This is a genomic window from Bacillus sp. LR_5, assembly GCF_042709275.1.
The window spans coordinates 19,370-46,076 of the sequence record NZ_JAVAXX010000024.1; the positions used below are offsets into that span (position 1 = coordinate 19,370).

General features: G+C 45.3%; 22 protein-coding genes and 2 pseudogenes. 6 read left to right on the plus strand and 18 right to left on the minus strand.

Annotated elements, in window-relative coordinates:
* Positions 1-51 precede the first annotated feature (51 nt).
* Both RAC86_RS07975 and RAC86_RS07980 read left to right on the plus strand, forming a co-directional pair.
* Entirely contained in the window at positions 52-936 is an 885-nt protein-coding gene (locus tag RAC86_RS07975; RefSeq protein ID WP_072566806.1) for a permease, read from the plus strand.
* Between the two features lie 4 nt (positions 937-940).
* Positions 941-1,798, plus strand: a complete 858-nt coding sequence (locus tag RAC86_RS07980) for a TIGR03943 family putative permease subunit (RefSeq protein ID WP_072565712.1) — start codon at positions 941-943, stop codon at positions 1,796-1,798.
* A 36-nt stretch (positions 1,799-1,834) separates the two neighbouring features.
* Here the strand turns inward: RAC86_RS07980 and putR are convergent, their stop codons facing one another.
* The 7 genes from putR to RAC86_RS08015 form a co-directional block, all read right to left on the minus strand.
* Entirely contained in the window at positions 1,835-3,070 is a 1,236-nt protein-coding gene (gene putR / locus RAC86_RS07985; protein ID WP_072565711.1) for a proline utilization transcriptional regulator PutR, read from the minus strand.
* 152 nt (positions 3,071-3,222) lie between these two features.
* Positions 3,223-4,677: a sodium/proline symporter PutP gene (gene putP, locus RAC86_RS07990; protein ID WP_072565710.1), complete on the minus strand. Its 1,455-nt coding sequence runs from the start codon at positions 4,675-4,677 to the stop codon at positions 3,223-3,225.
* A gap of 91 nt (positions 4,678-4,768) precedes the next feature.
* Positions 4,769-6,316: an L-glutamate gamma-semialdehyde dehydrogenase gene (gene pruA, locus RAC86_RS07995; protein ID WP_003224827.1), complete on the minus strand. Its 1,548-nt coding sequence runs from the start codon at positions 6,314-6,316 to the stop codon at positions 4,769-4,771.
* A gap of 16 nt (positions 6,317-6,332) precedes the next feature.
* Positions 6,333-7,244 (minus strand): proline dehydrogenase PutB, encoded by a 912-nt coding sequence (gene putB, locus RAC86_RS08000; RefSeq protein ID WP_072566805.1) that lies wholly within the window; start codon positions 7,242-7,244, stop codon positions 6,333-6,335.
* 187 nt (positions 7,245-7,431) lie between these two features.
* The gene (locus RAC86_RS08005) at positions 7,432-8,214 is read right to left on the minus strand and encodes a nucleotidyltransferase domain-containing protein (protein WP_014112589.1); all 783 of its coding nucleotides are present in this window, start codon (positions 8,212-8,214) and stop codon (positions 7,432-7,434) included.
* Between the two features lie 84 nt (positions 8,215-8,298).
* The gene (gene cah / locus RAC86_RS08010) at positions 8,299-9,255 is read right to left on the minus strand and encodes a cephalosporin C deacetylase (RefSeq protein ID WP_014112588.1); all 957 of its coding nucleotides are present in this window, start codon (positions 9,253-9,255) and stop codon (positions 8,299-8,301) included.
* A 71-nt stretch (positions 9,256-9,326) separates the two neighbouring features.
* Complete coding sequence (locus RAC86_RS08015; RefSeq protein ID WP_014112587.1) at positions 9,327-10,301, minus strand: LysR family transcriptional regulator; 975 nt, start codon at positions 10,299-10,301, stop codon at positions 9,327-9,329.
* 117 nt (positions 10,302-10,418) lie between these two features.
* On the opposite strand from RAC86_RS08015, the gene RAC86_RS08020 reads away from it, so the two are divergent.
* Positions 10,419-11,180 carry a class I SAM-dependent methyltransferase gene (locus RAC86_RS08020; protein ID WP_014112586.1) on the plus strand — a complete coding sequence of 254 codons (762 nt, stop codon included), beginning with the start codon at positions 10,419-10,421 and terminating at the stop codon, positions 11,178-11,180.
* A 26-nt stretch (positions 11,181-11,206) separates the two neighbouring features.
* Here the strand turns inward: RAC86_RS08020 and RAC86_RS08025 are convergent, their stop codons facing one another.
* Positions 11,207-11,767: a shikimate kinase gene (locus tag RAC86_RS08025; RefSeq protein ID WP_003224806.1), complete on the minus strand. Its 561-nt coding sequence runs from the start codon at positions 11,765-11,767 to the stop codon at positions 11,207-11,209.
* 307 nt (positions 11,768-12,074) lie between these two features.
* Here RAC86_RS08025 and tmrB point away from each other — a divergent pair.
* Positions 12,075-12,668 (plus strand): annotated as a pseudogene (gene tmrB, locus RAC86_RS08030) (tunicamycin resistance ATP-binding TmrB).
* Between the two features lie 272 nt (positions 12,669-12,940).
* Here tmrB and nadE read toward each other — a convergent pair.
* Together nadE and RAC86_RS08040 are read right to left on the minus strand one after the other, a co-directional pair.
* Positions 12,941-13,759, minus strand: a complete 819-nt coding sequence (gene nadE, locus RAC86_RS08035; protein ID WP_014112583.1) for an ammonia-dependent NAD(+) synthetase — start codon at positions 13,757-13,759, stop codon at positions 12,941-12,943.
* A 132-nt stretch (positions 13,760-13,891) separates the two neighbouring features.
* Positions 13,892-14,488 carry a DUF1989 domain-containing protein gene (locus RAC86_RS08040; RefSeq protein ID WP_014112582.1) on the minus strand — a complete coding sequence of 199 codons (597 nt, stop codon included), beginning with the start codon at positions 14,486-14,488 and terminating at the stop codon, positions 13,892-13,894.
* Positions 14,489-14,617: 129 nt separating this feature from the next.
* On the opposite strand from RAC86_RS08040, the gene RAC86_RS08045 reads away from it, so the two are divergent.
* Entirely contained in the window at positions 14,618-15,958 is a 1,341-nt protein-coding gene (locus tag RAC86_RS08045; RefSeq protein ID WP_003224799.1) for an amino acid permease, read from the plus strand.
* Position 15,959: 1 nt separating this feature from the next.
* Here RAC86_RS08045 and RAC86_RS08050 read toward each other — a convergent pair whose 3' ends face one another.
* The 3 genes from RAC86_RS08050 to RAC86_RS08060 all read right to left on the minus strand — a co-directional run bounded on the left by RAC86_RS08050 (position 15,960) and on the right by RAC86_RS08060 (position 17,959).
* On the minus strand, positions 15,960-16,721 hold the full coding sequence (locus RAC86_RS08050) for a YqcI/YcgG family protein (protein ID WP_014112580.1): 762 nt from the start codon (positions 16,719-16,721) through the stop codon (positions 15,960-15,962).
* A 69-nt stretch (positions 16,722-16,790) separates the two neighbouring features.
* Positions 16,791-17,420 (minus strand): LysE family translocator, encoded by a 630-nt coding sequence (locus tag RAC86_RS08055; protein ID WP_014112579.1) that lies wholly within the window; start codon positions 17,418-17,420, stop codon positions 16,791-16,793.
* A 74-nt stretch (positions 17,421-17,494) separates the two neighbouring features.
* Positions 17,495-17,959, minus strand: a complete 465-nt coding sequence (locus RAC86_RS08060; RefSeq protein WP_061187021.1) for a MarR family transcriptional regulator — start codon at positions 17,957-17,959, stop codon at positions 17,495-17,497.
* Positions 17,960-18,071: 112 nt separating this feature from the next.
* On the opposite strand from RAC86_RS08060, the gene bmr3 reads away from it, so the two are divergent.
* Entirely contained in the window at positions 18,072-19,610 is a 1,539-nt protein-coding gene (gene bmr3 / locus RAC86_RS08065; protein WP_072565709.1) for a multidrug efflux MFS transporter Bmr3, read from the plus strand.
* A 41-nt stretch (positions 19,611-19,651) separates the two neighbouring features.
* On the opposite strand, the gene RAC86_RS08070 is transcribed toward bmr3, so the two are convergent.
* The 5 genes and pseudogenes from RAC86_RS08070 to RAC86_RS08090 form a co-directional block, all read right to left on the minus strand.
* A complete protein-coding gene (locus tag RAC86_RS08070; RefSeq protein ID WP_072565708.1) occupies positions 19,652-21,277 on the minus strand; it encodes an L-lactate permease in 1,626 nt (541 codons plus the stop codon).
* A 31-nt stretch (positions 21,278-21,308) separates the two neighbouring features.
* Complete coding sequence (locus RAC86_RS08075) at positions 21,309-22,274, minus strand: L-lactate dehydrogenase (protein WP_014112575.1); 966 nt, start codon at positions 22,272-22,274, stop codon at positions 21,309-21,311.
* A 173-nt stretch (positions 22,275-22,447) separates the two neighbouring features.
* Positions 22,448-24,427: an alpha-amylase gene (gene amyE, locus RAC86_RS08080; RefSeq protein WP_072565707.1), complete on the minus strand. Its 1,980-nt coding sequence runs from the start codon at positions 24,425-24,427 to the stop codon at positions 22,448-22,450.
* Between the two features lie 171 nt (positions 24,428-24,598).
* Positions 24,599-25,166: pseudogene (locus RAC86_RS08085) on the minus strand (DUF6773 family protein).
* Positions 25,167-25,281: 115 nt separating this feature from the next.
* On the minus strand, positions 25,282-26,707 hold a 1,426-nt coding region (locus RAC86_RS08090; protein ID WP_377885485.1), incomplete at its 5' end, for a YfcC family protein.

Here is a 26,707-nt window from a genome sequence, read left to right on the forward strand (position 1 = left end):
TTTTTTCTGGTATCATAAGAGAGGCAGCTTACCATGAGCGGAGGTTTTATTGTGACAGCACAATCATCTTTTCTTCAGCTGAATTCTATTTTTATCAGCATTTTAATAGAAGCCATTCCGTTTATTCTGATTGGCGTCATACTTTCCGGAATCATTCAAATGTTTGTTTCTGAAGAAATGATTGCGAGGATCATGCCGAAGAACCGCTTTCTCGCCGTTTTATTCGGTGCGCTGGCCGGGGTTTTATTTCCTGCCTGTGAATGCGGCATTATCCCGATTACGAGGCGGCTCCTGTTAAAGGGGGTTCCTTTGCATGCGGGCGTTGCTTTCATGCTGACAGCGCCTATCATTAATCCTATCGTTTTATTTTCTACTTTTATTGCGTTCGGGAATAGATGGAGCGTTGTCTTTTACCGGGGCGGACTGGCGCTCGCCGTTTCGGTGATCATTGGGATCATCTTATCCTATCAATTTAAGGATAACCAGCTGTTAAAGCCTGATGAACCCGGACATCACCATCATCATCACCATAGCCTGCTTCAAAAGCTGGGAGGGACCTTGCGTCATGCCATTGATGAATTTTTCTCCGTGGGGAAATACTTAATCATCGGCGCCTTTATCGCAGCCGCTATGCAGACATACGTCAAAACATCCACTCTGCTTGCGATCGGGCAGAATGATGTATCCTCTTCCCTCGTGATGATGGGTCTAGCGTTTGTCTTGTCGCTTTGTTCAGAAGTTGATGCGTTCATCGCGTCTTCCTTCAGCAGCACATTTTCATTAGGATCGTTAATCGCCTTTCTCGTCTTTGGTGCGATGGTGGACATTAAAAACCTATTGATGATGCTTGCGGCCTTCAAAAAACGATTTGTTTTCCTGCTGATTACGTACATTGTCGTAATTGTCTTAGCGGGATCACTACTGGTAAAGGGGTGATTGGATGTTTCGTCTATTGGTGCTGATGGGATTTACGTTTTTCTTTTTCCATCTGCATGCCTCAGGAAATCTAACAAAATATATCAATATGAAATATTCCTATCTTTCCTTTATTGCGATCTTCCTGCTGGCCATTTTGACAGCCGTTCAAGCATATGTATTTATCAAATCGCCTGAAAAAGGCGGGCATCACCATGATCATGATTGCGGGTGCGGCCATGATCACGAGCATGACCATGAACAAAACAAGCCATTTTATCAGCGTTATTTGATTTATCTTGTTTTTCTTTTTCCTTTGGTGTCGGGCATCTTCTTTCCGATTGCGACGCTTGACTCATCCATTGTTAAAACAAAAGGGTTCTCGTTTAAGGCGATGGAAAGCGGAGATCATTACTCCCAAACACAGTATTTGCGGCCTGATGCCAGCCTTTATTATGCGCAAGACAGCTATGACAAACAAATGAAACAGCTGTTTAATAAATATTCCAGCAAGAAAGAGATTTCTCTGACCGATGATGATTTCCTAAAAGGAATGGAAACCATTTATAACTATCCGGGTGAATTTCTCGGACGGACGATTGAATTTCATGGATTTGCTTACAAAGGAAACGCGATTAACAAAAACCAGCTGTTCGTGTTGAGGTTTGGCATCATTCACTGTATCGCTGATTCCGGCGTGTACGGGATGCTTGTGGAGTTTCCGAAGGACATCAACATCAAGGATGATGAATGGATTCATATAAAAGGCACTCTGGCCTCTGAATATTATCAGCCATTCAAATCAACTCTCCCTGTTGTGAAAGTGACTGACTGGAACACCATTAAAAAACCTGATGATCCGTATGTTTACAGAGGATTTTAAGTGAAGACGAAACCAGTACAAGTACTGGTTTCTTTTTTATTTCTTTTTCATCAGCATCAAATCAAGATAAAGCTGGCATCGTGTTCTGAAATCGCTTAAATCGATCGACGTCATTTCATTAATCTGTTTGATGCGGTAATTCAATGTATTTTGGTGAATAAACAGCTGTTCTGCTGCTGGTTTTGTTTTGCAGTTGTTGAGGAGATAGATTTCCAAGGTTTTAAGCAGCTCGGTGCTGCTTTCTTGGTCTTTTGCTTTTAATAAAGCCAAATCCTTATTCTCATATTCTAAAAATTCATTTTTCTGTTCAATGCTTTCTAAATAGCGGTAAATGCCGAGTTTGGCATATTCATATGGAATGTTTTCCTGATTGCCGGTGATTTCTGCGGCTTTGATGACTTCAAGTGCTTCTGTATAGCTCTTGCCGAGTTTTAAAAGGTGATCATATTCGTTTCCGATACCGATATAAATAGGGGTAGGTATTTTCTGAAAGTGAAAATGTGTTAACAGCTTATTAATAAATTCTGAAGCTGCCGAGGAGACGGAGCTTTTTTGGGAAAAACTCGCTACGACGATGACAATATTTGATTCGATCGTTAAGACATGACTGACTTTATCCCGCAAATTCAGGTACGACCTGATATTTTCCTTTAGATCCTCAACCGCTTCCCCATCCCCATTCGCGGCGTGCAGGATGACAACTGAAAACATGGAAGGCAGCACGGTGTTGATTCTTTCGGCTTCCCGTCTGAGTTCCTTCTCAGTGGTAAATTGCTGATAGATCGCCCGTTTGATGAGATCTTCTGCTTTTTCTTCCTTTTCCTGTTTCAGCTTGTTCGTTTTATAAATGATTTTCCCGACATGGAAAGAGGTCTCATACAAAAAGTCGAGTTCTTCTTCCGTCAGATTTTGGTCCAGCTCCTGAACCCAGATGTAGCCCATGACTTCCCCTTTGTGCTTCGCACTCACGACTACCCTCTGGTTTAACCCAATGCTTTCAATTTTATTGACGCGAAAAGGCTCAGGTTCGGTTTTCAGTTTTTCAATGATTCCGTCCTTCAAAAACCTCTCAAAAATCTGAACCGGACATTTTTTCGAAAAAATAGTCTGCTGGTTGGCAGAATCAAAATGGTTAATATAGTAAGAATTATAGGCTAACAAAAAGAAATCCGCGCTTTCCAGTATGACTGGTTTTTGCAGTTCATAACTGATAAAATCAATCAGCTTATCAACATCTGAAAATGAAAAAACTCTCTCTAAAAGCTCTTCCATACCTTTTTCTCCTATACTTTTTTTACTTTAATCATATCCATACGGGGGCTTTTTGTATAGAAAAAAATACGTTTGTTTCCAAAAGAAAAAAACAGCCGTTTAAAAGGAGAAAAGAGGAAAAAGGGACAGCCCCTTCCTCCTCCTTTCGATCTTTATTGTGACATTGTATCTTGGTAGTCTTTAAACTGGTCTTCGACAGCTTGTGACGGAGCCTGCGTCAATACACTGACGATAAAGACAGATAATAGACTCGCAGCAAAACCAGGTATGATTTCATACAGAAAGTCCGAAAGACCGGCATTCGCCCAAATGATTACAGTTGCTGCTCCCACAATCATGCCGGCGAGTGCCCCCCATTTGGTCATTCGTTTCCAAAACAGACTGAGCAGTACGACCGGCCCGAATGATGCACCGAAGCCCGCCCAAGCGTAGCTTACCAATCCAAGGATTGTATTATTTTTCTCCCAAGCAAGGAATAATGCGATGACAGAAATCACAAGCACAGCCATACGGCCCAAAAACACCAGCTCTTTATCAGAAGCTGAGCGTCTGAACATCGACTTATACAAATCTTCTACCAGAGAGCTTGATGTTACAAGCAGCTGGGAAGAAATTGTACTCATAATCGCGGCCAAAATAGCTGAAATCAGAAAACCTGTGATAATCGGATGGAACAAAATATTCCCTAATTGAATAAAAATCGTCTCAGGGTCCTTCAGTGTCATGCCATTCTGATGGTAATAAGCGATTCCGCCCAAACCGGTCAGCACAGCGCCAACTGCCGACAAAATCATCCAGCCCATTCCGATTCTGCGCGCTCTTTTGATCTCTTTGACAGACGTTATCGCCATAAAACGCACAATGATATGCGGCTGTCCAAAGTATCCCAAACCCCAGGCAAACAAAGAAATAATGCCAAGGACGCTTGTTCCTTTGAAAATATTAAACATATCTGGATCAACAGAGCGGATTTCAGTAACTGTTTCACTTGCTCCTCCCGTGTGGAAAAACGTAACGATCGGAACAAGGATGAGTGCGGCAAACATAATGATCCCCTGAACAAAATCTGTCCAGCTGACTGCCAAAAAGCCGCCAAACAGGGTATATACCACAACAACACCAGTCACAACCCACAAGCCTGTATGATATTCCATCCCCAAAATACTGTTGAATAAAACGCCGCCGGATACCATTCCAGACGAAACATAAAATGTGAAGAAGACTAAAATCACAATCCCTGAAAACAGTCTCAGCAGCTTCGAATGGTCTCCGAAGCGATTCTCAAGGAACCCGGGAATTGTGATGGAATTCCCCGCTTGTTCAGTGTAGGTTCTCAGCCGAGGCGCAACGTAGAGCCAGTTCGCCCATGCTCCAAGGCAAAGTCCGAACACAATCCAAATACCGCTCAGACCTGTTGAAAACATGGCACCCGGGAGCCCCATCAGCAGCCAGCCGCTCATATCGGCAGCACCGGCACTGAGAGCGGTTACCGCCGGACCCAAAGAGCGTCCTCCAAGCATGTAATCCGTCAGATTCGACGTACGCTTGTAAGCAAAGTAGCCGATCAGCAGCATCCCCGCCATATAAATACAAATCGAAATAATCAGCTGTGTGTTTTCTATGGCACTTCCTCCTCTTTTTTATGGTATATGGATGAAATGGACATCCCCGCAGGGAGGATGCCCATTTAGTCCCGCTTTAGAACATTTCACTGATTGTTTTAGCCTGCATGTGCAGTGCCAAGTAATCCGGTCCGCCTGCTTTTGAATCCGTTCCGGACATTTTGAAGCCGCCAAACGGATGGTACCCGACGATAGCGCCTGTACAGTTGCGGTTGAAGTACAGATTTCCGACATGGAATTCCTGTTTCGCACGCTCAATGTGCTTGCGGTTGTTTGTGATAACTGCGCCTGTCAAACCGTATTCAGTATTGTTTGCGACTTCTAAAGCTTCATCAAAGTTTGACACTTTAGAAAATGCAACGACAGGTCCGAAAATTTCTTCCTGCATGAGTCTTGCTTTCGGATCAAGGTCAGCGAAGATCGTCGGTTTGATGAAGTATCCTTTCGAATCGTCACCAGTGCCGCCGCTTACTAAACGCCCTTCCTGTTTTCCGATCTCGATATAGCTCATAATTTTATCATAAGAACCTTGGTCAATGACAGGTCCCATATAAACATCCGCACTGTCAGGTTTTGCTGTTACTTTAGATTCTGTAATTTCAATGACACGCTTCAATACCTGATCATACACTTTTTCATGGACTACTGCACGTGAACCTGCAGAACATTTTTGTCCCGCAAAGCCGAACGCTGATGTAAAGATGGATTGAGCTGCCAATTCAATGTCCGCATCCTCATCGACAACAACCGTATCCTTACCGCCCATTTCAGCGATAACACGCTTTAAGTGCTGCTGGCCTGGCTGAACCTTCGCCGCGCGTTCGAAAATTCTCGTACCCACTTCTCTTGATCCCGTAAATGTGATAAGGCTTGTTTTTGGATGGTCAACAAGGTAGTCACCGACTTCCGCTCCGCTGCCTGGAACAAAGTTGACTACGCCTTTTGGCAATCCGGACTCTTCAAGGACCTCAACGAATTTTGCAGCAATGACAGGTGTAGCACTCGCAGGTTTTAGAACTACTGTGTTTCCAGTAACGATCGGCGCCACTGTTGTTCCTGCCATGATCGCAAACAAGAAGTTCCAAGGCGGAATAACAACTGTTACACCAGTTGGTGTGTACACATATTGGTTTTTCTCGCCTTCACGGCTGTTGACCGGTTTGCCTTTTGCCAGTTCGATCATTTGGCGCGCATAATACTCCATGAAGTCAATCGCTTCAGCTGTATCAGCATCTGCCTCGTTCCAAGGCTTTCCTGCTTCTTTTACAAGCAAAGCGGAGAATTCATGTTTTCTTCTGCGGACTTTGGCAGCAGCGCGGAACAGGACAGCCGCTCTTTCTTCCGGAGACGTGTATCTCCACTCTTCGAATGCCTTCGCAGCCGCTTCAATCGCTTGCTCAGCGTGCTCTTGAGAAGCTTTTGACACTCGGCCGACGACTTCTTCTTTATCAGCCGGGTTGATCGAAACGATTTTCGCTTCTGTTTCCACTCTCTCGCCGTTAATGACTAGCGGATAGTCTTTTCCTAAATATTCGCTTACCGTCGCAAGCGCTTTTTTAAACGCTTCCACGTTGTTTTGATCTTGGAAATTTGTGAATGGTTCGTGTTTGTAAGGTGTTGTCATGATAATCTCTCCTTTTTTACTTCTTTGTCATTCCTTTGAAAGCAAATGCAATGTTTGACGGACGTTCTGCAAGGCGTCTCATAAAGTAGCCGTACCAATCTTCGCCGTATGGCAGGTAGACTCTCATGTTATAACCTTCTTTTACGAGGTTGAGCTGGGTTTGCGACCGCATGCCGTACAGCATCTGAAATTCAAACTTGTCATTGGCAATGCCATTTTCCTTGGCAAGCTGCTTTGTATAGTCGATCATTTTGTCGTCATGTGTGGCAATCGCTGTATAGTGACCGTTTAAGAGCTGCTTTCGGATGATTTTTTTGTAATTTTCATCGACATCGCTTTTCTCCGGGTAAGCTACTTTTTCTGATTCTTTATAAGCTCCTTTTACAAGGCGAAGGAACGGGTTTAAAGAATCCAAATCGTCAATATCTTTTTCCGTCCGGTACAGATAGGCTTGCAGCACTGTGCTTACATACTCGTATTTCCTTCTGAAATCTTTGAAAATATCAAGCGTTTTCTGGCATCTGACTTCATCTTCCATGTCAATGGTGACCATGATTTTATGCTTCTCGGCCGTCTGAAGGATTTTCGTCATATTTTCATACACCAGATCCATATCTATATCCAGACCTAAAGACGTCATTTTTAAAGAAACGTGTGAGTTCAGCTGCTGATCCGCAATGGTTGCAATGGTTTGAATGCACTCTTCCGTACGCTCCCGTGCGACCTCGGCGCTGTTCACAAACTCGCCTAAATGATCGACAGTAACTGACAAACCTTGGCTGTTCAGCTGTCGAATGGTCGGGATTGAACTGTTAAAATCATTCCCGCCAATAATTTTACCCGCTGCTACTCTGCTTCCCCAGTTCTTTGCCATTTTATTGAGAAAGCCGCTTTTGGATAAAAATAAGAAAAAATCTCTTGTGATCACTTCCAACCTCAACACCCCGCAATCTAAGAAGTATTTGTATGAGTTTATTGTAAATGGACAAAACCGACGTTCACAATATTCTCAAAATACAAAGATTCTGATTATTTTTGTGGGTTTGCCACAATCAGATAGTTAGAAAGTCGGGGAATTCTGTCGAACAAAGGAGAAAAGGAAGCGACAAAAAACATCAGCTTCCTCCATCCTTCCACACTTCTTCAACCGTATTCAAAAGCAAACGATTCAATTCAGGTGTCATATCCTTTTGTTTTGCTTTCAGCGTTTTTGCTGCTTCCATGATTCTTTCGATTTCCGTTTCAATGAATTCGTGAATGACTTGAATTCTTGCTTCGAGATCAAGCTCTTCGCCTCTTCTTTTCCGTTCAAGCAAGGTTTCCATTTCTGCCTTCAGCTCAGGGTCAGTCACAAGTTCATTCATCAAAACAGTAAAATCCATTGGCGGAATCGTTCCGTGCTCTTCAATCCATTTGCAAGCCAAAATAGGCCGAAGCACGTAGAAATACTTTTTGATTTTGACCTCTTGCCCTTGAAGGTAATCTTTGACGTTCCTTCTCGCCATATTGATATAGTGATACACGCTTGCTTCAGGCTTAAATGCCTCCGTCCGCAGTTTTCTTAACTGCTCTGCAGTCGTAAATGCTTCGTAGTACACAATGTCTGAGGACAGCCATTCAAGGAGCGGAGGGTTTGACTTTTTGAAGAGGCGCAGCGTCTTTCTCAGCTCCCAGCCGCTGATATCCAGCAAATCGTGAATCGGTTCCTCAATGACATCACGCTCCTGCTCAATTGAAAAATACCATTCCTTTTTCGGCACATAAATAAAGCGGACATCGTAATCACTGTCCTGCGACGGGAATCCCCATGCGCGGCTTCCTGACTCAACGGCATATACGATTTTGACTCCGTATGACTGCTCGATTCGTTTTAATTCATCAATGATCCTCTGTTTCATATCTATTCGTCTCCAGTCTGTTCTCATTCCGGCAGTTTGCAGAAAAAAAACCGCCTGATGTTGTGCGGCGGCTTTTCACGTTTATCAGCCTTTAAGATGCTGCTTAAAGAAAGCAAGTTTTTCTGTTTGAAAGGCAGGGATATACTCATGCCCGAAGTAGCGGTACACCTTGAGCTCTTTCTCTGTCTCCAAGTGGTTGTATGCGGCAAACACGGTGGACGGCGGCGTGACCTTGTCAATCAGACCGATCGACATCAGAACAGGGACCTTCACTCGGTCAGCGAGATTCATAATATCGAAATATGAAAGTGTCTTCATCGCCTTCTCTTCCGTTTCCGGGCTGCCATTTCTTCTAAAGAAGGAATTGATTTCAAGGTACGGCTGTTCAAGCGCCACATCAATGGCCCGTTCAAAGTTGCTTAAATAAGGATAATCGGCAACCGCGGCTTTCGGAATGTCTGACAGAGCTGCTGCGGCAATGGTTAAGCCGCCTCCTTGGCTTCCGCCTGTCACACCGATTCTTGCTTCGTCAACTTCGTCAAAGCTGCTTATGACTTCAAGCGCGCGGACAGCGTCCAAATAAACGCCCCGGTAATAGTATGTATCTTTATCAAGGATTCCTTTCGTCATCCAGCCCAAAGCATGACCATGCGGAGAAATAGTCGTATCCTCGCTGCTCTGCTGGCCGCGGACAAGCATGCCGAATGCGGCGTAACCGTGGAGCGCCCAGTTTACCATTTCATGAATCTCACCGTCATAGCTAGCGTTGTAGCCATGATATTTGACGATCGCTGGATGCGGGCCTTCCTTGTCAGGCACTGCGTACCATCCGGCAATGCGGGCGTTTCCGAAGCTTTTATATGTGAGGCGGTACACCTTAACTCCATCAGCAGGATAATCAACCGGCTGTAAATCAGGTGCTGCTTGGACTTTCGCAAGTTCGTCCAAAGACGATTTCCAAAACTCAGAAAAATCGTTCGGTGTTGTTTTTTCAGGCTTATACGTTTGCAATTGGTCGAGCGGCAGATCGAATAGTTGCATTTCCGATTATTCCCCTTTGTTTTATAAGATTTAGTTTGTATTCCTATACTACCACGTTTCGGATTTGTTTTCTAAATATTTTCACTTTTGTTTTCCAGACAGCCTTCATCAAACGTTTGTTTAAGACTTTCCCGGCTCAGTTCCATAAAGGCCTGGGCTGTCAGACTGACATAGCGGTTCTTTAAAAACACAAAGACGAGGGTTCGTGATGGCGCGGATTGAATGGATAAATAGATCACACCCGGATCTTTATCCCTTCTGACCATATTCGGCGCCATTGTCACACCTAAGCCGTTGGCCACAAGAGATTGGGCGGTTTCAATATGGCTCGTTTTAAAGGCAGTATTCGGCTTAAAGCCGCTTTCCGCACAGAGATCGAGAACTGTCCTGCGAAATCCGAAACCTTCTTTTAACAGAATAAACGGCACGTGCCTTACCATTTCAAGCGGCACGCACGGCTGGCGGCCCTTCTCACCTTCCAGCGCTTTCTCAATCAGCGCGGCCATTTCCGGCGGCATCCACCTTTGTTTTTCCTTCGGCACTGCGAGAACAATCGGTTCCGTGAGCAAGTGTGTAATGGAGAGCCGTTCATCCTCGATCGGCAAGGATAAGACAGAAAGGTCAACCTCTCCCTTTGCCGTCATCTCCTCTAAAGAAACCGGATCTTTTTCAACAAGCTGAACCTCCACATGAGGATAACGCGCCAAAAACTGCTTTAGCAGAGGCGGAAAGAGATATCTTCCTGTTACAGCAGGAATCCCAATGGAAAGCTTGTGCCCCAGTCCTTGCGACCGCTCCTGCATCTCCCGGAGCAAGTCATCTTTTGAACGAATGATGTCCTCGGCTTTTTCAATGAAACGCCGGCCGTGGGGTGTCAGCGTAACAGAGCCGTGGGTTCTGTGAAAAAGGGTAAGACCCAGCTCAGCCTCAAGCTTTTTGATTTGCTGGCTAAGAGATGGCTGAGCGATATGAAGATGCTCTGCCGCCTTTGTAAAGCTTTGGCGCCGGGCGATTTCCGCTGCATATTCCATCACTTTAATATCCATTTCAGCCTCCATAGGTTGAACCTATCGTTTTTATCATTTTTATATCTTGGACGAATCATAACAGAAATTGCTAACATAATCCATATCATCATTTACAAAAAAAAGGAGCTGGTTCACATGAGAAATGAAACACCGTTTTCTAAAAACGCCGAGATGTACCGGGATGAGAAGGTATTTGCCGAGGGGGAAGATTTAGGGTTCATGATCAAAACGGCGGAATGCCGGGCTGAGCAGCGGGTGCTGGATATCGGAGCGGGTGCTGGCCATACAGCGCTGGCATTTTCCCCATATGTACAGGAGTGCATCGGTGTTGATGCGACGAAAGAGATGGTAGAGGTTGCCTCCTCCTTTGCGCAAGACAAAGGAGCGGGAAGCGTACGCTTTCAGCAAGGAACGGCAGAGTCACTCCCCTTCCCCGACGATTCATTTGATATCGTCACCTGCCGATACGCGGCCCACCATTTTTCAGATGTCCGCAAAGCCGTCAGCGAAGTTGCACGCGTGCTGAAAAAGGACGGACGTTTTCTCTTAGTCGATCATTACGCGCCTGAAGATCCCGTTCTTGATGAGTTTGTTAATCATTTGAACCAGCTTCGAGACCCTTCCCATGTCCGGGAAAGCTCATTATCAGAATGGCAGTCGATGTTCACTACTAATCAGCTTGAGTACCAAGAAATCCAAAAGTGGAATTTGCCGATTCAATACGAAAGCTGGATCAAACGGGGCGGAACTCCCGCCGACCGGGAAAAGCAAATCACCGCCCATCTGAATGACGCATCAGACGAAGCGCGTGACATGTTCCACATCAAATTGAATCAAAACGGACAGCCCGGCTCCTTTTGTTTAAAAGCGATTTTGATACAGGGCATAAAACGATAAAAAAAGCCGTGCGCACGGCACGGCTTTTACATTGGCTGATAAAGATCCCAGCCGATTTTTAATGTCTCTACAATGTAATCAGCAACCTCTTCCGGAGAAAGGTTGTCTGTTGCAACTTTTGAATTGTGTTTGTCGTAAATGACTTTTCTTTCGTTAAACAGCTGTTCCATTTCATCCATTGAACGGTTATGCAGCACAGGGCGGCTCTCGATTAATAAGTCCGCTCGCTGCTTCCAGTTCTCCCATGACAGGTCCAGATGGAGCACGAGACAGTTTTCCAGACAGCACTTTCTGATTTCCTCTTGTTTAAAAGACCCGCCGCCCAGAGAGACGATTTTGAATCGTTTATGACGGCAGATGTCTAAAATATATTCCTTCTCCGTTTTCCGGAAAAAGTCTTCTCCCTTTTCCTCAAACATTTCAGGGATTGACATGTTGAAATCCTTTTCGATCTCTTGGTCAATATCGATAAAATCTCTATATAATTTTTTAGCGACCAATTGGCCGATTGTCGTTTTTCCTACACCCATGAATCCGATCAGGACGATATTTCTTTCTCTTACTGGGATGGCTCGTTTAGCGTTCATCTTCGGCGAAATCCTCCTAAGGAATGAAATTTTTATATTCATTATATGCTTATTTTACGAATATTTATATAGATACCGGCTTGCCCGTCCTTTTCCGTTCAAGCTTTACCCGGGATAGCCTGCTCTTGGTTGTTCAAACGTTTTTGCCTGAATGACATTCATTGTACAACATTTCCGCATATATTTTAATACTTCGACGCAAAAAAGCACTAAAACCTTTCAATCTCACTGCCTTGATTGTTTTTCCCGCTGGCTCTTCGATCGAAGGGTCTTTTTTTTTATGATAAATAAGAAGGGAGAAATGTCGATGATCATATGGATAAACGGGGCTTTTGGTTCCGGAAAAACACAAACAGCTTTCGAACTGAGCAGAAGGCTGAAACCATCTTACGTGTATGATCCTGAGAAAATGGGTTTTGCACTGCGCTCCATGATACCGCCGGAGATCGCGGAGGACGATTTTCAAAGCTACCCCTTATGGCGGGCGTTCAATTACAGCTTGCTGGCCTCCCTGACCGATACATACCGCGGCATCATCATTGTGCCTATGACGATTGTACATCCTGAATACTTTTATGAGATCATCGACAGGCTTAGACATGATGGCAGGACAGTTCACCACTTTACACTAATGGCTTCAAAAGAAACCTTGTTAAAACGGCTGCGAACAAGAGCAGAAGGAAAAAATTCATGAGCCGCCAAACAAATCGACCGCTGCATTGAAGGATTGGCATCACCAATCTTTGCGGATCACCTCCAAACAGACAACATGTCAATTCAGGATGCGGCAGAAACCATTGCCGCAAGAGCCAATCTTACATTAGCCCCTGACACGAGAGGCAGCCTCCGAAGGTTCACCGACAGATTGATGGTAAAGCTGAATCATATCCGCATCAAATAAAGATCCCGCACATGATAAAATCCTAAAACGGTTTACGTTTTAGGATTTTATCATCTTTTTTCAGCTTGATTGAAAACCCTTGAAGTCTAGAAAGGACGAGCATTGGAGCAGACTTTCACAGGATGTGATGATGGCGGCGTTTAGGCAGGACGCCTGAGCGATTAGCCGCCGTTCCTTTCTTAACCCGTGAGCACCAACACGCAGGACTGACAACGAATGCGAGGATTGCCGACACGCTGAAAAGCCCGCTCCGAGAGCGGGCTTTCTTTATCCTATTTCCACCAGTCATCAAACATAGACGCCGGAACCTGACGTTTATGCTCAGTTATGCTGTAGCGATTTTCCAGCGCTTCTGACACTTTCGCTGATACTTCTTTTCCTTCGAGATAATCGTCAATTTCCTCGTAAGAAATGCCTAGCTCTGTTTCATCCGCCTGCTGCGGTTTTTCGTCGAGCAGATCGGCAGTTGGTTCTTTTAAGTATAAGCGTTCCGATGCACCCAGCTCTTTCAGCAGGCTTTTTCCTTGACGCTTCGTCAATCCAGTCAGCGGCAGGAGGTCCGCTCCGCCGTCACCATACTTCGTAAAGAAACCAGTCACAGCCTCAGCGGCATGATCCGTGCCGATGACAAGAAGGCCTTCTTGGCCGCCGATCGCGTATTGAGCGATCATTCTTGTTCTCGCTTTTACATTTCCTTTATTAAAGTCAGTCAGCTGATCACCGGTTTCCTGCTGATACTGATCAGAAAACGCGCTGACTGTGGACTTAATGTCGAACTTCCATGATTTATCCGGCTTAATGAACTTCAAAGCAAGCTGGGCATCGTCTTCATCCTGCTGTGTACCATGCGGAAGACGGACCGCGATAAATTGAGCGTCTCCGCCCTCCTCGCGAATACTTTCCACCGCAAGCTGGGCCAGGCGCCCCGCGAGAGTTGAATCCTGTCCACCGCTGATTCCTAACACAAAGCCTTTAGCGCCGGTTTTTTTCAGATATTGTTTTAAAAAATTGATTCGGTCCTCAATTTCTTGCTTTGGATCAATTGAGGGCTTCACATGTAATTCACGCATAATCTTTTCCTGCATGCTCATCCCAATCATTCCTCCTGTACAATTCGCTGTTTCTTATTTGATCATTTCCCCAAATTGATGAAAATGAATCATGACAATTATGTATCCCTATTAAATATAGCACAGGTCTTGATTCACAGTGAACAAGAGAGATCAGCTGACTTCCACCCGTATAGACGTTACGCTATCGCCATTGCACTTACCTTTTTCTATCGGGCAGGAAGAAAACGCGACAACCAAATCCATTTCCGCCCGCAGCCTTACATAATCCCCGGCATTCGAAAGCGGCGTTTCTACAGACAAGTTCCCTTTCTCATCAAGGACAGTATTCATAAAAATCGCAAACGGGTAATGCATGTGAGGCTTCGGTACGCCAAATTGCTCAAGCGCACGGTTCATATTGTCATAGCACGTATCCTGAAACTCATCTTTTTGCTTCCCATATAAGAGTCTGTTCATATCAGGACGGCAGGCGGGAAGCAGCAAATCATGCTTGCCGACCGTATCTTCAATTAGCGTCAGCATCGGTTTGTATAGATTCGAGTAGATATGATCGTTGACTTTCACATGAATGGAATGATTAGCATCAATCGTTGCTCCCTGATCAAGATGCTCATAAAAATCCTTGGCATGGTACGCAACAAAATCAGCAACCTGCTGCCCTTCTACATCAACCACCTTTAAAATCTGCCCCTTTTTCAGCTTCAGCCCAAGCCCTTTTTTCGGCTCCACGATATATTGCTGTGTCATTGCTTCGCTCCTTTTTTCATTAGTATGAGCGTTCTCCGCCTTCCCCATGTAAAAAGAGGCAAAAATCCGATGTATATAAGCTTCGGGCGGGTCGCAATCTAACCTTAGATAAAAGGGGTTGAAATGATTATGAGTCAAACAAAAAAAGACCAGCAAAAAGGAAATTTGGCCTGGTGGCAGCTATCATTAATCGGTATAGGATGCACGATCGGAACAGGATTTTTTCTCGGTTCCAGCATTGCAATAGTGAAAAGCGGTTTTTCCGTTCTGCTGTCATTTCTGATCGGGGCGATCGGCACGTATTTTGTATTCGAGCAGCTTGCCAAGCTATCGGCAAAACAGCCCGAAAAAGGCTCGTTTTGTGCATATGCGCGAAAAGCGTTTGGCAGATGGGCCGGCTTCAGCAACGGCTGGGTGTACTGGTCATCAGAAATGCTGATTACCGGAAGCCAGCTGACAGCCATTTCGCTATTTACGAAGCACTGGTTTCCTCAAGTGCCGTTATGGGTGTTTGCTTCAATCTACGCGGTACTTGGGCTACTGATTATTTTCACCGGACTGTCTGTTTTTGAGAAGACTGAAAACGTACTGGCAGTCATCAAAACAGCCGCTATTTTTATGTTTATTGTGATTGCCATCCTGGCATTATGCGGTATCCTGTCTGGCGGAAAGCACGATGTACAGGTTCCAAATAAGACGAGTGAGTTTTTCCCATATGGCGCCATGGGGCTTTGGACAGGTTTAATCTACGCGTTTTACGCCTTTGGCGGAATTGAGGTCATGGGGCTGATGGCGGTTCACTTAAAAAAACCAGAGGAAGCGTCTAAATCAGGGAAACTAATGCTGGCGACGCTGGCGATTATTTATATTATTTCGATCGGACTGGCCTTGCTGCTGGTTCCATTAGACATGTTTACTGAGCAGGACAGCCCGTTCATTACGTCGTTAAAAGGATATAACCTTAAGATCATCCTCGATATTTTTAACGGGATTTTCATTATTGCCGGGTTCTCAACCCTCGTCGCTTCACTGTTTGCGGTTACGACATTGCTATGTACGATGGCTGATGACGGAGACGCGCCGAAATGCTTTACTTTAAAGGAAGGCAAAAAAATATGCTGGCCGGCGCTAGGACTGACGTTTGCGGGGCTTGTTCTATCCATCATTCTGTCTTTAGTGCTGCCCAAAAACATTTATGAGCACATGACGACAGCAGCGGGGCTAATGCTTTTATACACTTGGCTGTTTATCCTGTTCTCCAGCAAAAAGCTGACTGATCCCGAGGGAATGGGGAAAACGCAAATTTATTTAGCGATGATCCTGATTGCTGCGGCTGTGTCCGGCACACTGTTTGAAAAATCAAGCCGGCCCGGTTTTTTTGTAAGCATAGGTTTTCTCGTGATCATTGCCATCGTTACGATGATCTATCAAAAAAAGCAGGGACATAAAGACCGCCCTGCCAGCTCGTGATTTATTTCATTTTGTTGAACATGTTCTTTAAATAAGAAAACGGACACTTCGATACCTGTTTTTCGTCGTCACGGAGGAAATACTGTTTCCATTCGCGATTATTCTTTCCTCCGTACCAGCCTAATTGCGGGTGAACCGGAGCTTGATCGTAGGCCTTTAAACGGGATCGGATCAGCCTGCTCATGTTGCGGCCAAAAGCGGTTGATCCATTTAACTCTTCAAACACCCATCTTGGCTGAAACGTGATCATAAAATAGGGAAAGCTCCGGCTTCTTCTCGCTTCGTGCCCCGGTGTAGCGCACAAAATAAAGTACGGCTCGCCGTCAAAACAAAACTCCCATTTATAATGCTCGGGATCGGCCGGAATGTCTTCCGGCCACTCTTTTTCGTCCTGGTGACTCAGTCTATTTAAAAAGCTCCAAAACAGCTCTTCATACGCTTCAATCGAATAGTGCTCAGCCAAATCTTCCGGTGTATCAAACAACACAACGAGGGATGCATACTTTCCCGTGTCCCGCGATATCTTGCCGTACTCCGCAAGCAGTGGTGCCAGTTCCTCCGCTGTACGGTTTTCCCGCGGATCTCCGGCAAAAGTAATACGAAGCTGATCTGTCAGAAACGCCTGGCGTCCGGGAATGCACGGAAACGTATCCGCGTCATCCGCCACAGTTTCTGCCAAAAGCTCAAAAGCGATTCTTTGCCATTCAGGGAGTTCAGCTTGATTACGTTCCAGAAAACTTTTGGTGTAAATCCCATTCACCATTGATCCACCTCCAGTATCATCTGGATACTATATTAAAACTGGAGACGGCAGGTGACTGTCCTTCATGAATCAGCCCAATAACTGTCTGATGCCTTGATAACCGAAGTAAAAGCCAAATATAAGGAGGGATACACCAGCGATTCCGGTCAATCCTCTCAACAGCTTTTCATGAAGCAGATTTCTGAACATGCTGGCTGTAATCGCCATGCAAAAATCCCAGATTAAAATGCCGATCATGATGCCGGAGCTATAGATCAGAAGCTGATTCATATTGTAGGCCTCTGCTGTTTTCGCAAGTATGCTCCCATAAATTCCGAGCCAAAAAAGGATGCTCAATGGATTTGACAGTGAAATGAGAAAACCCGAAGCGAATGTTTTCCTATATGACACTTTTCCTCGCGAGCTTCGCACATCCATCGGTTCTCTGACATTTTTCAGCGTTTCAATTCCGGTATAGGTCAGAACAAAAAAGCCGAAGAGCCACAAAAACGTTTTTACAAATGGAGCGGTCAAAAACTGTGAAAGCCCGAAATAGATAAAAAGCATGTACAGTCCGTCCGCTGTCATGGCGCCTAAACCAAAAATCCACGCATGCCAAAAACCGTTTTTAATTCCTTTGTCTATTTGCGCCGCATTCACTGGTCCCACAGGCGCAGACAAGGACAGTCCCAGCACAATATAGCTCAAAAAAATGTTCACCGGCCCGTACTCCCTTCTCTTACGTAACTTGTACAATTTATTCGGGAACGGGCCAAGCTATGCACAAAAATCGCTTACTGTTTCAGACGTTTAAGTTCTTCCTCCACAATATCGGCGGCTTTGCCTACGAAACTGAAAATGAGTTCTAGTTCTTCTTCTGTATACTCACGGCACAAATCCATCGTCGACTCTGACAGAGAACGGAACAAATCCTTTACATGTTTCTTTGAAGCGGTCAATGGGACGATTATGACTCTTCTGCGGTCGTTCGGATCCTTTTCACGAGCCACATACCCCGCTTTTTCTAGCCGGTCAACAAGCGCCGTGACCGAACCTGTGCTGAGGCCCGTCTTTTTCCCCAGCTCTCCGGCAGTCATCGGCCCTGCTTCATTTAAGATGTCAGCTGATTTTAAATCGGTGGGAAACAGACCGAGAGCTTGAGCGGCTGCCTGATGAAACAGAACCGTTCTTGTGCCCAATTTCCGAAAAAGCTGAACGGCAGTCTTTTCCAACTCACTTCTGGAATTTCTTGTTGACAACTGACAGTCCTCCCTATAAAATCGAATTTATCTTGATAATCGAGATATTTAATAATCAAACTATTATCATGATATCAGAACTTACATAGAAAAGTAAGAGGAGGTAGAACAAATGGACACAACATCAGCAAAACAGGCTTCCACCAAATTTGTGGTCCTCGGTCTCCTGCTGGGCATCTTGATGTCGGCGATGGACAATACGATTGTTGCCACCGCGATGGGCAGCATCGTAGCGGATCTTGGAAGCTTCGATAAATTTGCTTGGGTGACGGCGTCTTATATGGTGGCGGTCATGGCTGGGATGCCGATTTACGGCAAACTCTCCGATATGTACGGCCGAAAACGTTTTTTCCTGTTTGGACTTATTTTTTTCTTAATCGGGTCGGCTTTATGCGGGATTGCACAGACGATGAATCAGCTGATCATCTACCGGGCCATTCAAGGGATTGGAGGCGGCGCGCTCCTGCCGATTGCCTTTACCATTATCTTTGATTTGTTTCCGCCGGAAAAACGCGGAAAGATGTCCGGCATGTTCGGTGCTGTATTCGGATTATCCAGTGTTCTTGGGCCGCTGTTAGGCGCGATCATTACAGATTCGATCAGCTGGCACTGGGTGTTTTACATCAATGTACCGATCGGCGCATTGTCATTGTTTTTCATTATTCGCTACTACAAAGAATCTCTGGAGCACAGAAAGCAGAAGATTGACTGGGGCGGCGCGATTACTTTAGTCGTATCAATTGTATGCCTGATGTTCGCTCTTGAGCTTGGCGGCAAAACTTACGATTGGAATTCCATTCAGATCATTGGCCTGTTTATTGTATTTTCCGTTTTCTTCATTGCCTTTTTTATTGTGGAGAGAAAAGCGGAAGAACCGATTATTTCTTTCTGGATGTTTAAAAACAGGCTGTTTGCCACAGCACAGATTCTCGCTTTCCTGTATGGCGGAACATTCATTATTTTAGCGGTATTTATTCCAATTTTCGTTCAGGCAGTATACGGCAGCTCAGCGACAAGCGCGGGCTTCATTTTGACGCCGATGATGATTGGGTCAGTCATCGGAAGCATGATCGGCGGGATCTTCCAAACGAAGGCAAGCTTCCGCAATTTGATGCTGATATCTGTTATCGCTTTCTTTATCGGCATGCTGCTTCTTTCTAATATGACGCCTGACACAGCACGGGTATGGCTGACAGTCTTTATGATGATTTCAGGCTTTGGCGTAGGCTTTAACTTCTCCCTGCTGCCGGCGGCATCGATGAACGATCTTGAACCTCGTTTTCGGGGAACGGCCAACTCTACAAATTCATTTTTGCGGTCATTCGGCATGACCCTGGGCGTCACCATTTTCGGAACGGTGCAAACAAACGTATTCACAAACAAGCTAAGCGACGGCTTCAGTGGCATGAAAGGCTCATCAGGCTCAGGCGCTGCGCAAAATATCGGCGACCCGCAGGAGATTTTCCAAGCAGGAACACGTTCCCAGATTCCTGAGGCAATCCTGAATCGCATTATTGACGCGATGTCATCAAGCATCACATATGTCTTTTTACTCGCTTTGATTCCAATTGTCCTCGCGGCGGTTACCGTTTTGTTTATGGGAAAAGCCAGAGTGAAAACAACAGCGGAAATGGCGAAGAAAGCAAATTAACAAAAAAGCAGTACATGGCTGACATGTACTGCTTTTTTCGATTACAACCCTAATTTTGCAAGAATAAACGTCCATATACAAATGATCAATAACAGAATCAGGCTATACGCCACTGTCCGTTTAAACAGTTTAGATTCCTTGCCTGTCTGGCCAACCGCTGCGGCAGCGATGGCGATGGACTGAGGAGAAACAAGTTTTGCCATCACCCCGCCCGCCGTATTTGCAGCTAACAGCAAATCAGAACCCGCACCGATCTGCGCTCCGGTGACAACCTGTAAATGTCCGAATAAAGCGTTATTGCTGACAACTGAACCGGTAATGAACACGCCGATCCAGCCGAGAACGGGACTGACAAACGGGAACAAGTCTCCTGTTTTCGCCAGTGCTAATCCAATTGAAGAGCTGAGCCCTGCGAAGTTGGCCAGATTGGCAAATCCCATCACGAAGCAGATCGTCATAATCGGCACCCACAGCTCTTTTCCTGTCTCCTTCAAGGAAGCAAAGGCATCCCGATAAGAGAAATTTTTGCTGAACAGCCCTGTCACGATGACCGCCGCTAAAATCGCTGTACCAGTCGCTGACAGCAGGTCGACTTTAAAGACTGCATCTAACGGCATGGCAGATGGCGCAATCGGCGGCATTTTCATAATTTGCTGATGCAGGAAAGGCATTTTCAATAGGAGCGTTGTTTGATATAACAATCCGCCTTCTTGGAAAAGCGCTTTGAAGGCAGGAAGGCTCCAGATTGTGATCGCTGCAGTTAAAATGTAGAAAGGAGACCACGCTTTTGCAATGTCTGCGGCACTGTATGCTTTTTTCTCACCAGTCTCGCCGGCTCCTTCCTCCCGGTAAATCTCTTTCGGCTGCCATTTGCGGAGGAAGAGCGCAAGCCCGCCCATACTGAATAAGGCCGCCAAAATGTTTGCTAATTCGGGTCCGAGCACCGCCATTGTCAGTGTCTGAACCGCTGTATACACACCGCTCACAACCAACAGGGCAGGCCATGTCTGTTTGATTCCTTTCATTCGGTCTAATAGGAATACAAGCAGAAACGGAATCAAAAATGAGATCATCGGCAATGTCCACATCAATGTCCGTGACAGCTCAAGAACAGACAAATCACCAATCTGCGCCCCTGTGATTACAGGAATCCCGATCGCCCCAAAGGCTCCAGAGGCTGCGTTCGCAATCAAGCAGAGAGCCGCCGCTTTTAACGGTTTAAAACCAAGTTCGACGAGCAGCGCCGCACTAATCGCAATCGGAACACCAAAACCGGCCGCGCCTTCTAAAAACGCGTTAAAACAAAAACCTATTAATAATAGCTGTAATCGTTGGTCAGGCGAAATGCCGGCAATGCTGGAACGAATAATGGTAAATTTCCCGGTTTTCACTGCGATTTTATACAGCCACACCGCCATCAGAACGATGTAGCCAATCGGCCACAGCCCGCTCCCGATTCCTAGCAAAACAGAAGAAATTGCTTTTTCAACCGGCATATGAAATGCCAAAACGGAGACGAAGAAACTGACGGCTAAGGTAAGAAATGCCGCAAGAATGCCTTTCATTTTAAAAACAGTTAAAGCCAAGAGAAAAAAGAGAATCGGAGTGAGCGCCACAAGTGCGCTCACATACTCGTTTCCAAACGGATCATACAACTGCTCACACATTGACAATCAGCCCTTTACTCTATAGTTGCGATTAGTTGACCTTTTGTTCTGCAAAATGAGGTTTTAAAATGTTTTTAAGGACGCCTGCGCTGTGAAGGAACTGTTCTTTTTCTTTCTCATTTAAGTTCAGCTCAGTGATGCCTGCAATACCTCCGCGGTTTACGACAGCCGGAACGCCGATGTACACGTCGTCTGCGCCGTATTGTCCGTCCAAATATGTGCTGACAGTTAAAATGCTGTTTTCATTATGAAGAATGGCTTTTGTAATGCGGGCAAGGCTCATCGCAACACCATAATAAGTCGCACCTTTTTTCTCAATGATATGGTAAGCGGCGTTTTTCACGTCATCTACGATCTGGTCAAGCTCCTCTTGTTTATACGCATCGTTTTTCTCAACGAGTTCACTGACCGGCACACCACCGACATTCGCGTGGCTCCAGACAGGAAGCTCTGTGTCGCCGTGCTCTCCGATAATATGCGCGTGCACGTTTTGAGGCGCTGCGCCAAAGTATTCGCTCAGCATGTAACGGAATCTCGCAGAATCTAGTGTTGTGCCGCTTCCGATCACCCGCTCTTTTGGCAGGCCGCTGAATTTCCATGTAGCGTAAGTCAGAATATCAACCGGATTTGTCGCGATTAAGAAAATGCCGTCAAATCCGCTCGCCATGACTTCACTGACGATACCTTTGAAAATCTTTAAGTTCTTTTCTACTAATTCAAGGCGTGTCTCTCCAGGTTTTTGGTTTGCTCCGGCGCAGATGCAGACAATATCAGCATCCTTGCAGTCTTCATATGTTCCGTAAGATGTTTTGACCGGTTGCGGCGCAAACGCCTTTCCGTGGTTTAAGTCCATCACATCGCCCATTGCTTTTTCTTTATTTAAATCAATGACCACAAGCTCATCTGTGATCCCTTGGTTTATTAACGCAAATGCATAACTGCTTCCAACAAAACCCGCTCCGATTAAAGCTACTTTATTTACATGTTTGTTCATCATTAATCATCCTTCCAGGGTATGTTTTTCTTTGATGTTTGTTTGTGAAGTATTTCACATTTATATTGTGCAACATTTCACAAACTATTGCAAGAGAAAAGTTTTGTCTGATTTATGAACAAAAAAAGAAACCATCAAGGATGGTTTCTACCGGTAAGTCCCGTCTAACCTTGCCCTCAATGAGGAAGAGAACCGCTTAAGCCAGAGTCGTTATATAAGCCATTTTGCACGTAATCAAAGCCAGGCTGGTTCTGTCCGGGCACTTGGACGCTGCCATTATTAAAAATCACTTTGGCGTTCGTTGTATCCGTATCCGCAGGCAGCGTCAGCGTGTAAATTCCATCTGCATTCTTAGTCATTGCTTTTCCCGGCCAGGATCCGGTCAATTCTATTGCCCGGCCCCCATCATGTTTATAGATATAAGCATTTACTTGGCCCCAATGATTTGGATTTTGATAGCCAATGGTTTTGGCCGCAGAAGGGTCTCTTTTTACAAAGCTGTATCCCTGAGTCCTCGTTACACCATCACTGTTCGTTCCTGTTAACGTGATGGTGTATGTTGTGCCAAACGGATCTCCTTTTCCGATCGTTAAGTGGTCTCCATCCTTAAACGCTGTCTCTTGCCCATTATTGATTTGATAAACGGCTTTTGTTGTATTCGCATCTGCACGCAGAGTGATCGTCAGTTGATCGTTGAAAGAATGTGTTACACCTGTTTTGACATTCTCAAGGAAGACATGAGGCGCATTTGCAATATCATCAGAATAAAGAACAACCACAGATCTGGCATTAATCGTGCCTGTCAATTTGCCGTCTGTTACTTGAAATGAACCGTTCCCAGCTTTATTATCATACCTGCCATCAGGTAATTTCGTTGACGTATTGATGGTGACAGAAGATGAACCTGCATTTGCCAGCACAACGCCGTGCGAACCGCGCTGATTCATGAATATCTGGTTGTTACCATTCGGGTTCGAGAGTTCCTCAGGCTGTCCATCCATCACATTGTGAAATCTATTGACCGCAGTGATAGCCTGATCTTCAAATAAAGCACTCCCACGATCGCCTATTTGGCTTTTCCCCGGGAATCTGACACCATTTCCGCCGCCCTCAGGTCTGGAAAAGAAGAGAGGCGTACTGCCTGAGCGAGAAGCAATCACTGCCCAGCCTAAGCGAATATCGTCATCGCTCATCCATGTAGACTCTTCCTCATCATTGGCATACGTATCATGCGATTCCACCCATGTGACTAACTTGTCGGCAGACACCTCTGATGCATAATGGGAGATATTCGACACGCTAAGATTGCGATTCTTTAACGCGGACCTTATGGAATGTCCATAATTAGATGCTGTCACATTCATATAATTCGCATATGCAGCATCTCTGGAGGCACTATCTTGCAGGATTTCTCCGTATTGGAACTCCGCAGATGTATTTGTGATATTCGGCCAAAATTGACTGCCGTAATTCCCGTCATCCGGAAGCTCTATATGTTTGGCCGCATCATATCGAAATCCGTCTGCGCCGTCATTCAATGCTCTTTCTAAGAAACGTTTCAGATAGGACTGTACTTGTGTATTTTGTGTATTCCAATCATATAGCCCCAGCAATGAATTCTGCGTGACATCCCATCGATCGGACCAGTTTTTAATTTGTGTGTTTCCATGTGTCCAATTTGGAATACTCTTAATCTCATTGGAAATCGCGGCATAGTCACTGGTGGTATGATTGATAACCGCGTCAACAATGACCTTCACGCCATATTCTTCAGCGGCTGCGCACATTTCTTTAAATTCTTGTTCAGTACCTAGGTAACGGTTGCCAATTTGATATGATGTCGGCTGATACAACCAGTACCAGTTCGACATGCTTTTATTTCCTTGGTTCCCTTCCTTTACTTGGTTAATCGGAGACGTCTGAATCGCTGTATATCCTGCATCATGAATATCCTTCATATTATGTTTTAACGTATTGAACGACCAATTCCAAGCATGAAGAATTGTCCCGCTTTTGATCGATGGCGCTGCCAGCTCATTCGATGTGTTCTGTGTTTCAGCATTCGCAGCCGCCGGTCCTCCCAGTACCAAATGAAACAGCAATAAAAAACCAGCGAATAACGGCAGTAAAGAGGTTTTGAATCGTTTTTCAAACATTCTTGACACTCCTTATTTGATTTTTGAAGACTTACTGCGGAGTCAAAAATCCCTCTTACTTTATTCTTCCGCTTCCTCCTTTCAAACTAATGTGAAGACTGGAGAATTTTGTTAACGCTTACATGTTAAATTATCACAATCACTCTATCAAAACAACTTGATAGAGTGAATTCAAATCAATATTCCTATAGAAAAAGCTGAACGGAACTGTGAGCGTTTTCCCTCACTAAACAAAAAAAGAAACCATCTATCAAGATGATTTCTTCTTTACTTCTTCTTTTACCGCTCTTCTGTAAGCCAGCTTCACAATCACGTACCGAAGCAGGAACAGAACGCCGCCGCAGACGATAAAAAGAAGGATCATTTTCAGCCAAGCGAAGAATGTATGGGGAATCCCCCTGTCGTACATCGTAAGCACCACTACCGCAAAGGCGACCGCAATTGATTCTATTCGCTGCTGCTTCACCCGTTTTTGCAGTTCTTCTTCGGTGTCTATTCTCGGCATGAGCATTCCACATGCTACTGCCCTGATGCAGTAATATAAGATAATGATGAACAAAAACACAAGGCTTGCAGCCCATTCTTTAAACGGAAATTCAAACATAATGCCGCGGATGATCACATCAAGCAACGCAAAAGCTCCCGCTATCATCCCAATCTCCGACCAGATTTTTTGTTCTTTTTTTACTCTCTTATTTTCCCCATTCACGCCTGAAAGTCTATTACGCAGATTATTCATGACCTTCCTCCCGCACTTTTACGAATGGCTTATGGCTTACATGTTACAATAACAGCCTGCGCTTCTGCAATGGATAACTTAAAAGCCCGCCGTACAAGCCGGCGGGCAGCAATCGTTAAAACGGCCCCCAATTGATCATGACACCGATCACAATAAATACAAGTCCGATCAAGAACCAAATCAGAGCAAGCGGCACCATAAACCGAAGCCACTTGACGTACGGAATGCCGCTGGCGGCAAGCACCGCCATGAGAACGCCGGATGTCGGGTTCACACAGTTGACGACTCCTTCTCCAAGCATAACCGCTTCCACCGCAACCTGTCTCGTAATTCCCATCAAATCAGCGAGCGGCGCCAGGATTGGAATAAATACAACGGCTTCCCCAGACCCTGAAGAGATGAGAAAATGAAGCAGCGCACTGGCGATATACATGCCGATCGCACCGGCAATCGGGCTGAATCCATCCAAAAGCGAAGCCAAAGCATTGACGACTGTATCGAGGAGCTTGCCATTTTCAAGAATGACGGAAATGCTTCGTGCCATCCCGACAATCAGTGCCCCGTACACGAGGCTTTGGCAGCCCGTAATGAAGGTTTTGGCAATATCGTTTGCCGCAAGCCCGCCTATTAAACCGGCAAGGACAGAAATAAAAATAAACGTAGCAGCCATTTGGGAATCAGACCAGCCCAGCTTTAAAGCGCCGTATAAAAATCCAATCAGCGACAGTCCCGCTACAGCCAAAATAAGCTTATGGCGAACAGTAAACGGCACTGACTGATCTTCTTCTTTACCGGCTTCGCCCATTCCTGCCGCAGGAAACCAATCTGTTCCTAACACACTGGCATCTTTTGATTTTTTTAATTTTCTCGTATACAAATAGATATAAATAATAGAAGACAGCAAAAAGCATATGTATATCACAACTCGCAGGCCGATCCCCGAAAAAAGCGGCAGCTCCGCGATTGATTGCGATAAACCGAGCGGGGACGGCGATAAAATAGTAGAGTTAAATCCGGCATAGCAGCCGATGTAAATAACAGCGGCGCCCGCGACTGCATCCCATTTTAAGGACCGTGCGACAATGAGGCCGATGGGGATAAATCCAATTACTGAATTCACGACAATTCCGGTTGTTCCGAGAATGGAGAACAACGCGCCCACAATACAAATAAATAATAATTGCTTTGTGCGGAATTTGCTGATGACGTTGTAAATCAGGCCGTTGATGGCACCCGTTTTTTCTAAAATGGCAATGGTGCCGCCTGTGAATAAAATCAGAAAGATGATTGGTGCTGATCCGACCATTCCATCCTGAAGAGACGTAAAAAAGCTGATCAGGCTGACCGGAGACTGTTCAATAGAATGATAGCTTCCCGGAACAGCAGTGGTGACATCCCCCTTTGTCACGCGGTCAAATTCACCCGCCGGCACAATATACGAGGCAATGGCGCAAATGAAAGCAATAATAAATAAGAGGACATAGGCGTCAGGCATTTTAAATGTCGTTCGTTTTTTCTTAGGCTGTGTTTCGGCTGCTGGC

Coding starts and splice junctions, on each gene's coding strand:
- RAC86_RS07980 (WP_072565712.1), top strand. CDS start 941: ATGTTTCGTCTATTGGTGCTGATGGGATTTACGTTTTTCTTTTTCCAT.
- putR (WP_072565711.1), bottom strand. CDS start 3,070: ATGGAAGAGCTTTTAGAGAGAGTTTTTTCATTTTCAGATGTTGATAAG.
- pruA (WP_003224827.1), bottom strand. CDS start 6,316: ATGACAACACCTTACAAACACGAACCATTCACAAATTTCCAAGATCAA.
- RAC86_RS08005 (WP_014112589.1), bottom strand. CDS start 8,214: ATGAAACAGAGGATCATTGATGAATTAAAACGAATCGAGCAGTCATAC.
- cah (WP_014112588.1), bottom strand. CDS start 9,255: ATGCAACTATTCGATCTGCCGCTCGACCAATTGCAAACGTATAAGCCT.
- RAC86_RS08015 (WP_014112587.1), bottom strand. CDS start 10,301: ATGGATATTAAAGTGATGGAATATGCAGCGGAAATCGCCCGGCGCCAA.
- RAC86_RS08020 (WP_014112586.1), top strand. CDS start 10,419: ATGAGAAATGAAACACCGTTTTCTAAAAACGCCGAGATGTACCGGGAT.
- RAC86_RS08025 (WP_003224806.1), bottom strand. CDS start 11,767: ATGAACGCTAAACGAGCCATCCCAGTAAGAGAAAGAAATATCGTCCTG.
- nadE (WP_014112583.1), bottom strand. CDS start 13,759: ATGAGCATGCAGGAAAAGATTATGCGTGAATTACATGTGAAGCCCTCA.
- RAC86_RS08040 (WP_014112582.1), bottom strand. CDS start 14,488: ATGACACAGCAATATATCGTGGAGCCGAAAAAAGGGCTTGGGCTGAAG.
- RAC86_RS08045 (WP_003224799.1), top strand. CDS start 14,618: ATGAGTCAAACAAAAAAAGACCAGCAAAAAGGAAATTTGGCCTGGTGG.
- RAC86_RS08050 (WP_014112580.1), bottom strand. CDS start 16,721: ATGGTGAATGGGATTTACACCAAAAGTTTTCTGGAACGTAATCAAGCT.
- bmr3 (WP_072565709.1), top strand. CDS start 18,072: ATGGACACAACATCAGCAAAACAGGCTTCCACCAAATTTGTGGTCCTC.
- RAC86_RS08070 (WP_072565708.1), bottom strand. CDS start 21,277: ATGTGTGAGCAGTTGTATGATCCGTTTGGAAACGAGTATGTGAGCGCA.
- RAC86_RS08075 (WP_014112575.1), bottom strand. CDS start 22,274: ATGATGAACAAACATGTAAATAAAGTAGCTTTAATCGGAGCGGGTTTT.
- amyE (WP_072565707.1), bottom strand. CDS start 24,427: ATGTTTGAAAAACGATTCAAAACCTCTTTACTGCCGTTATTCGCTGGT.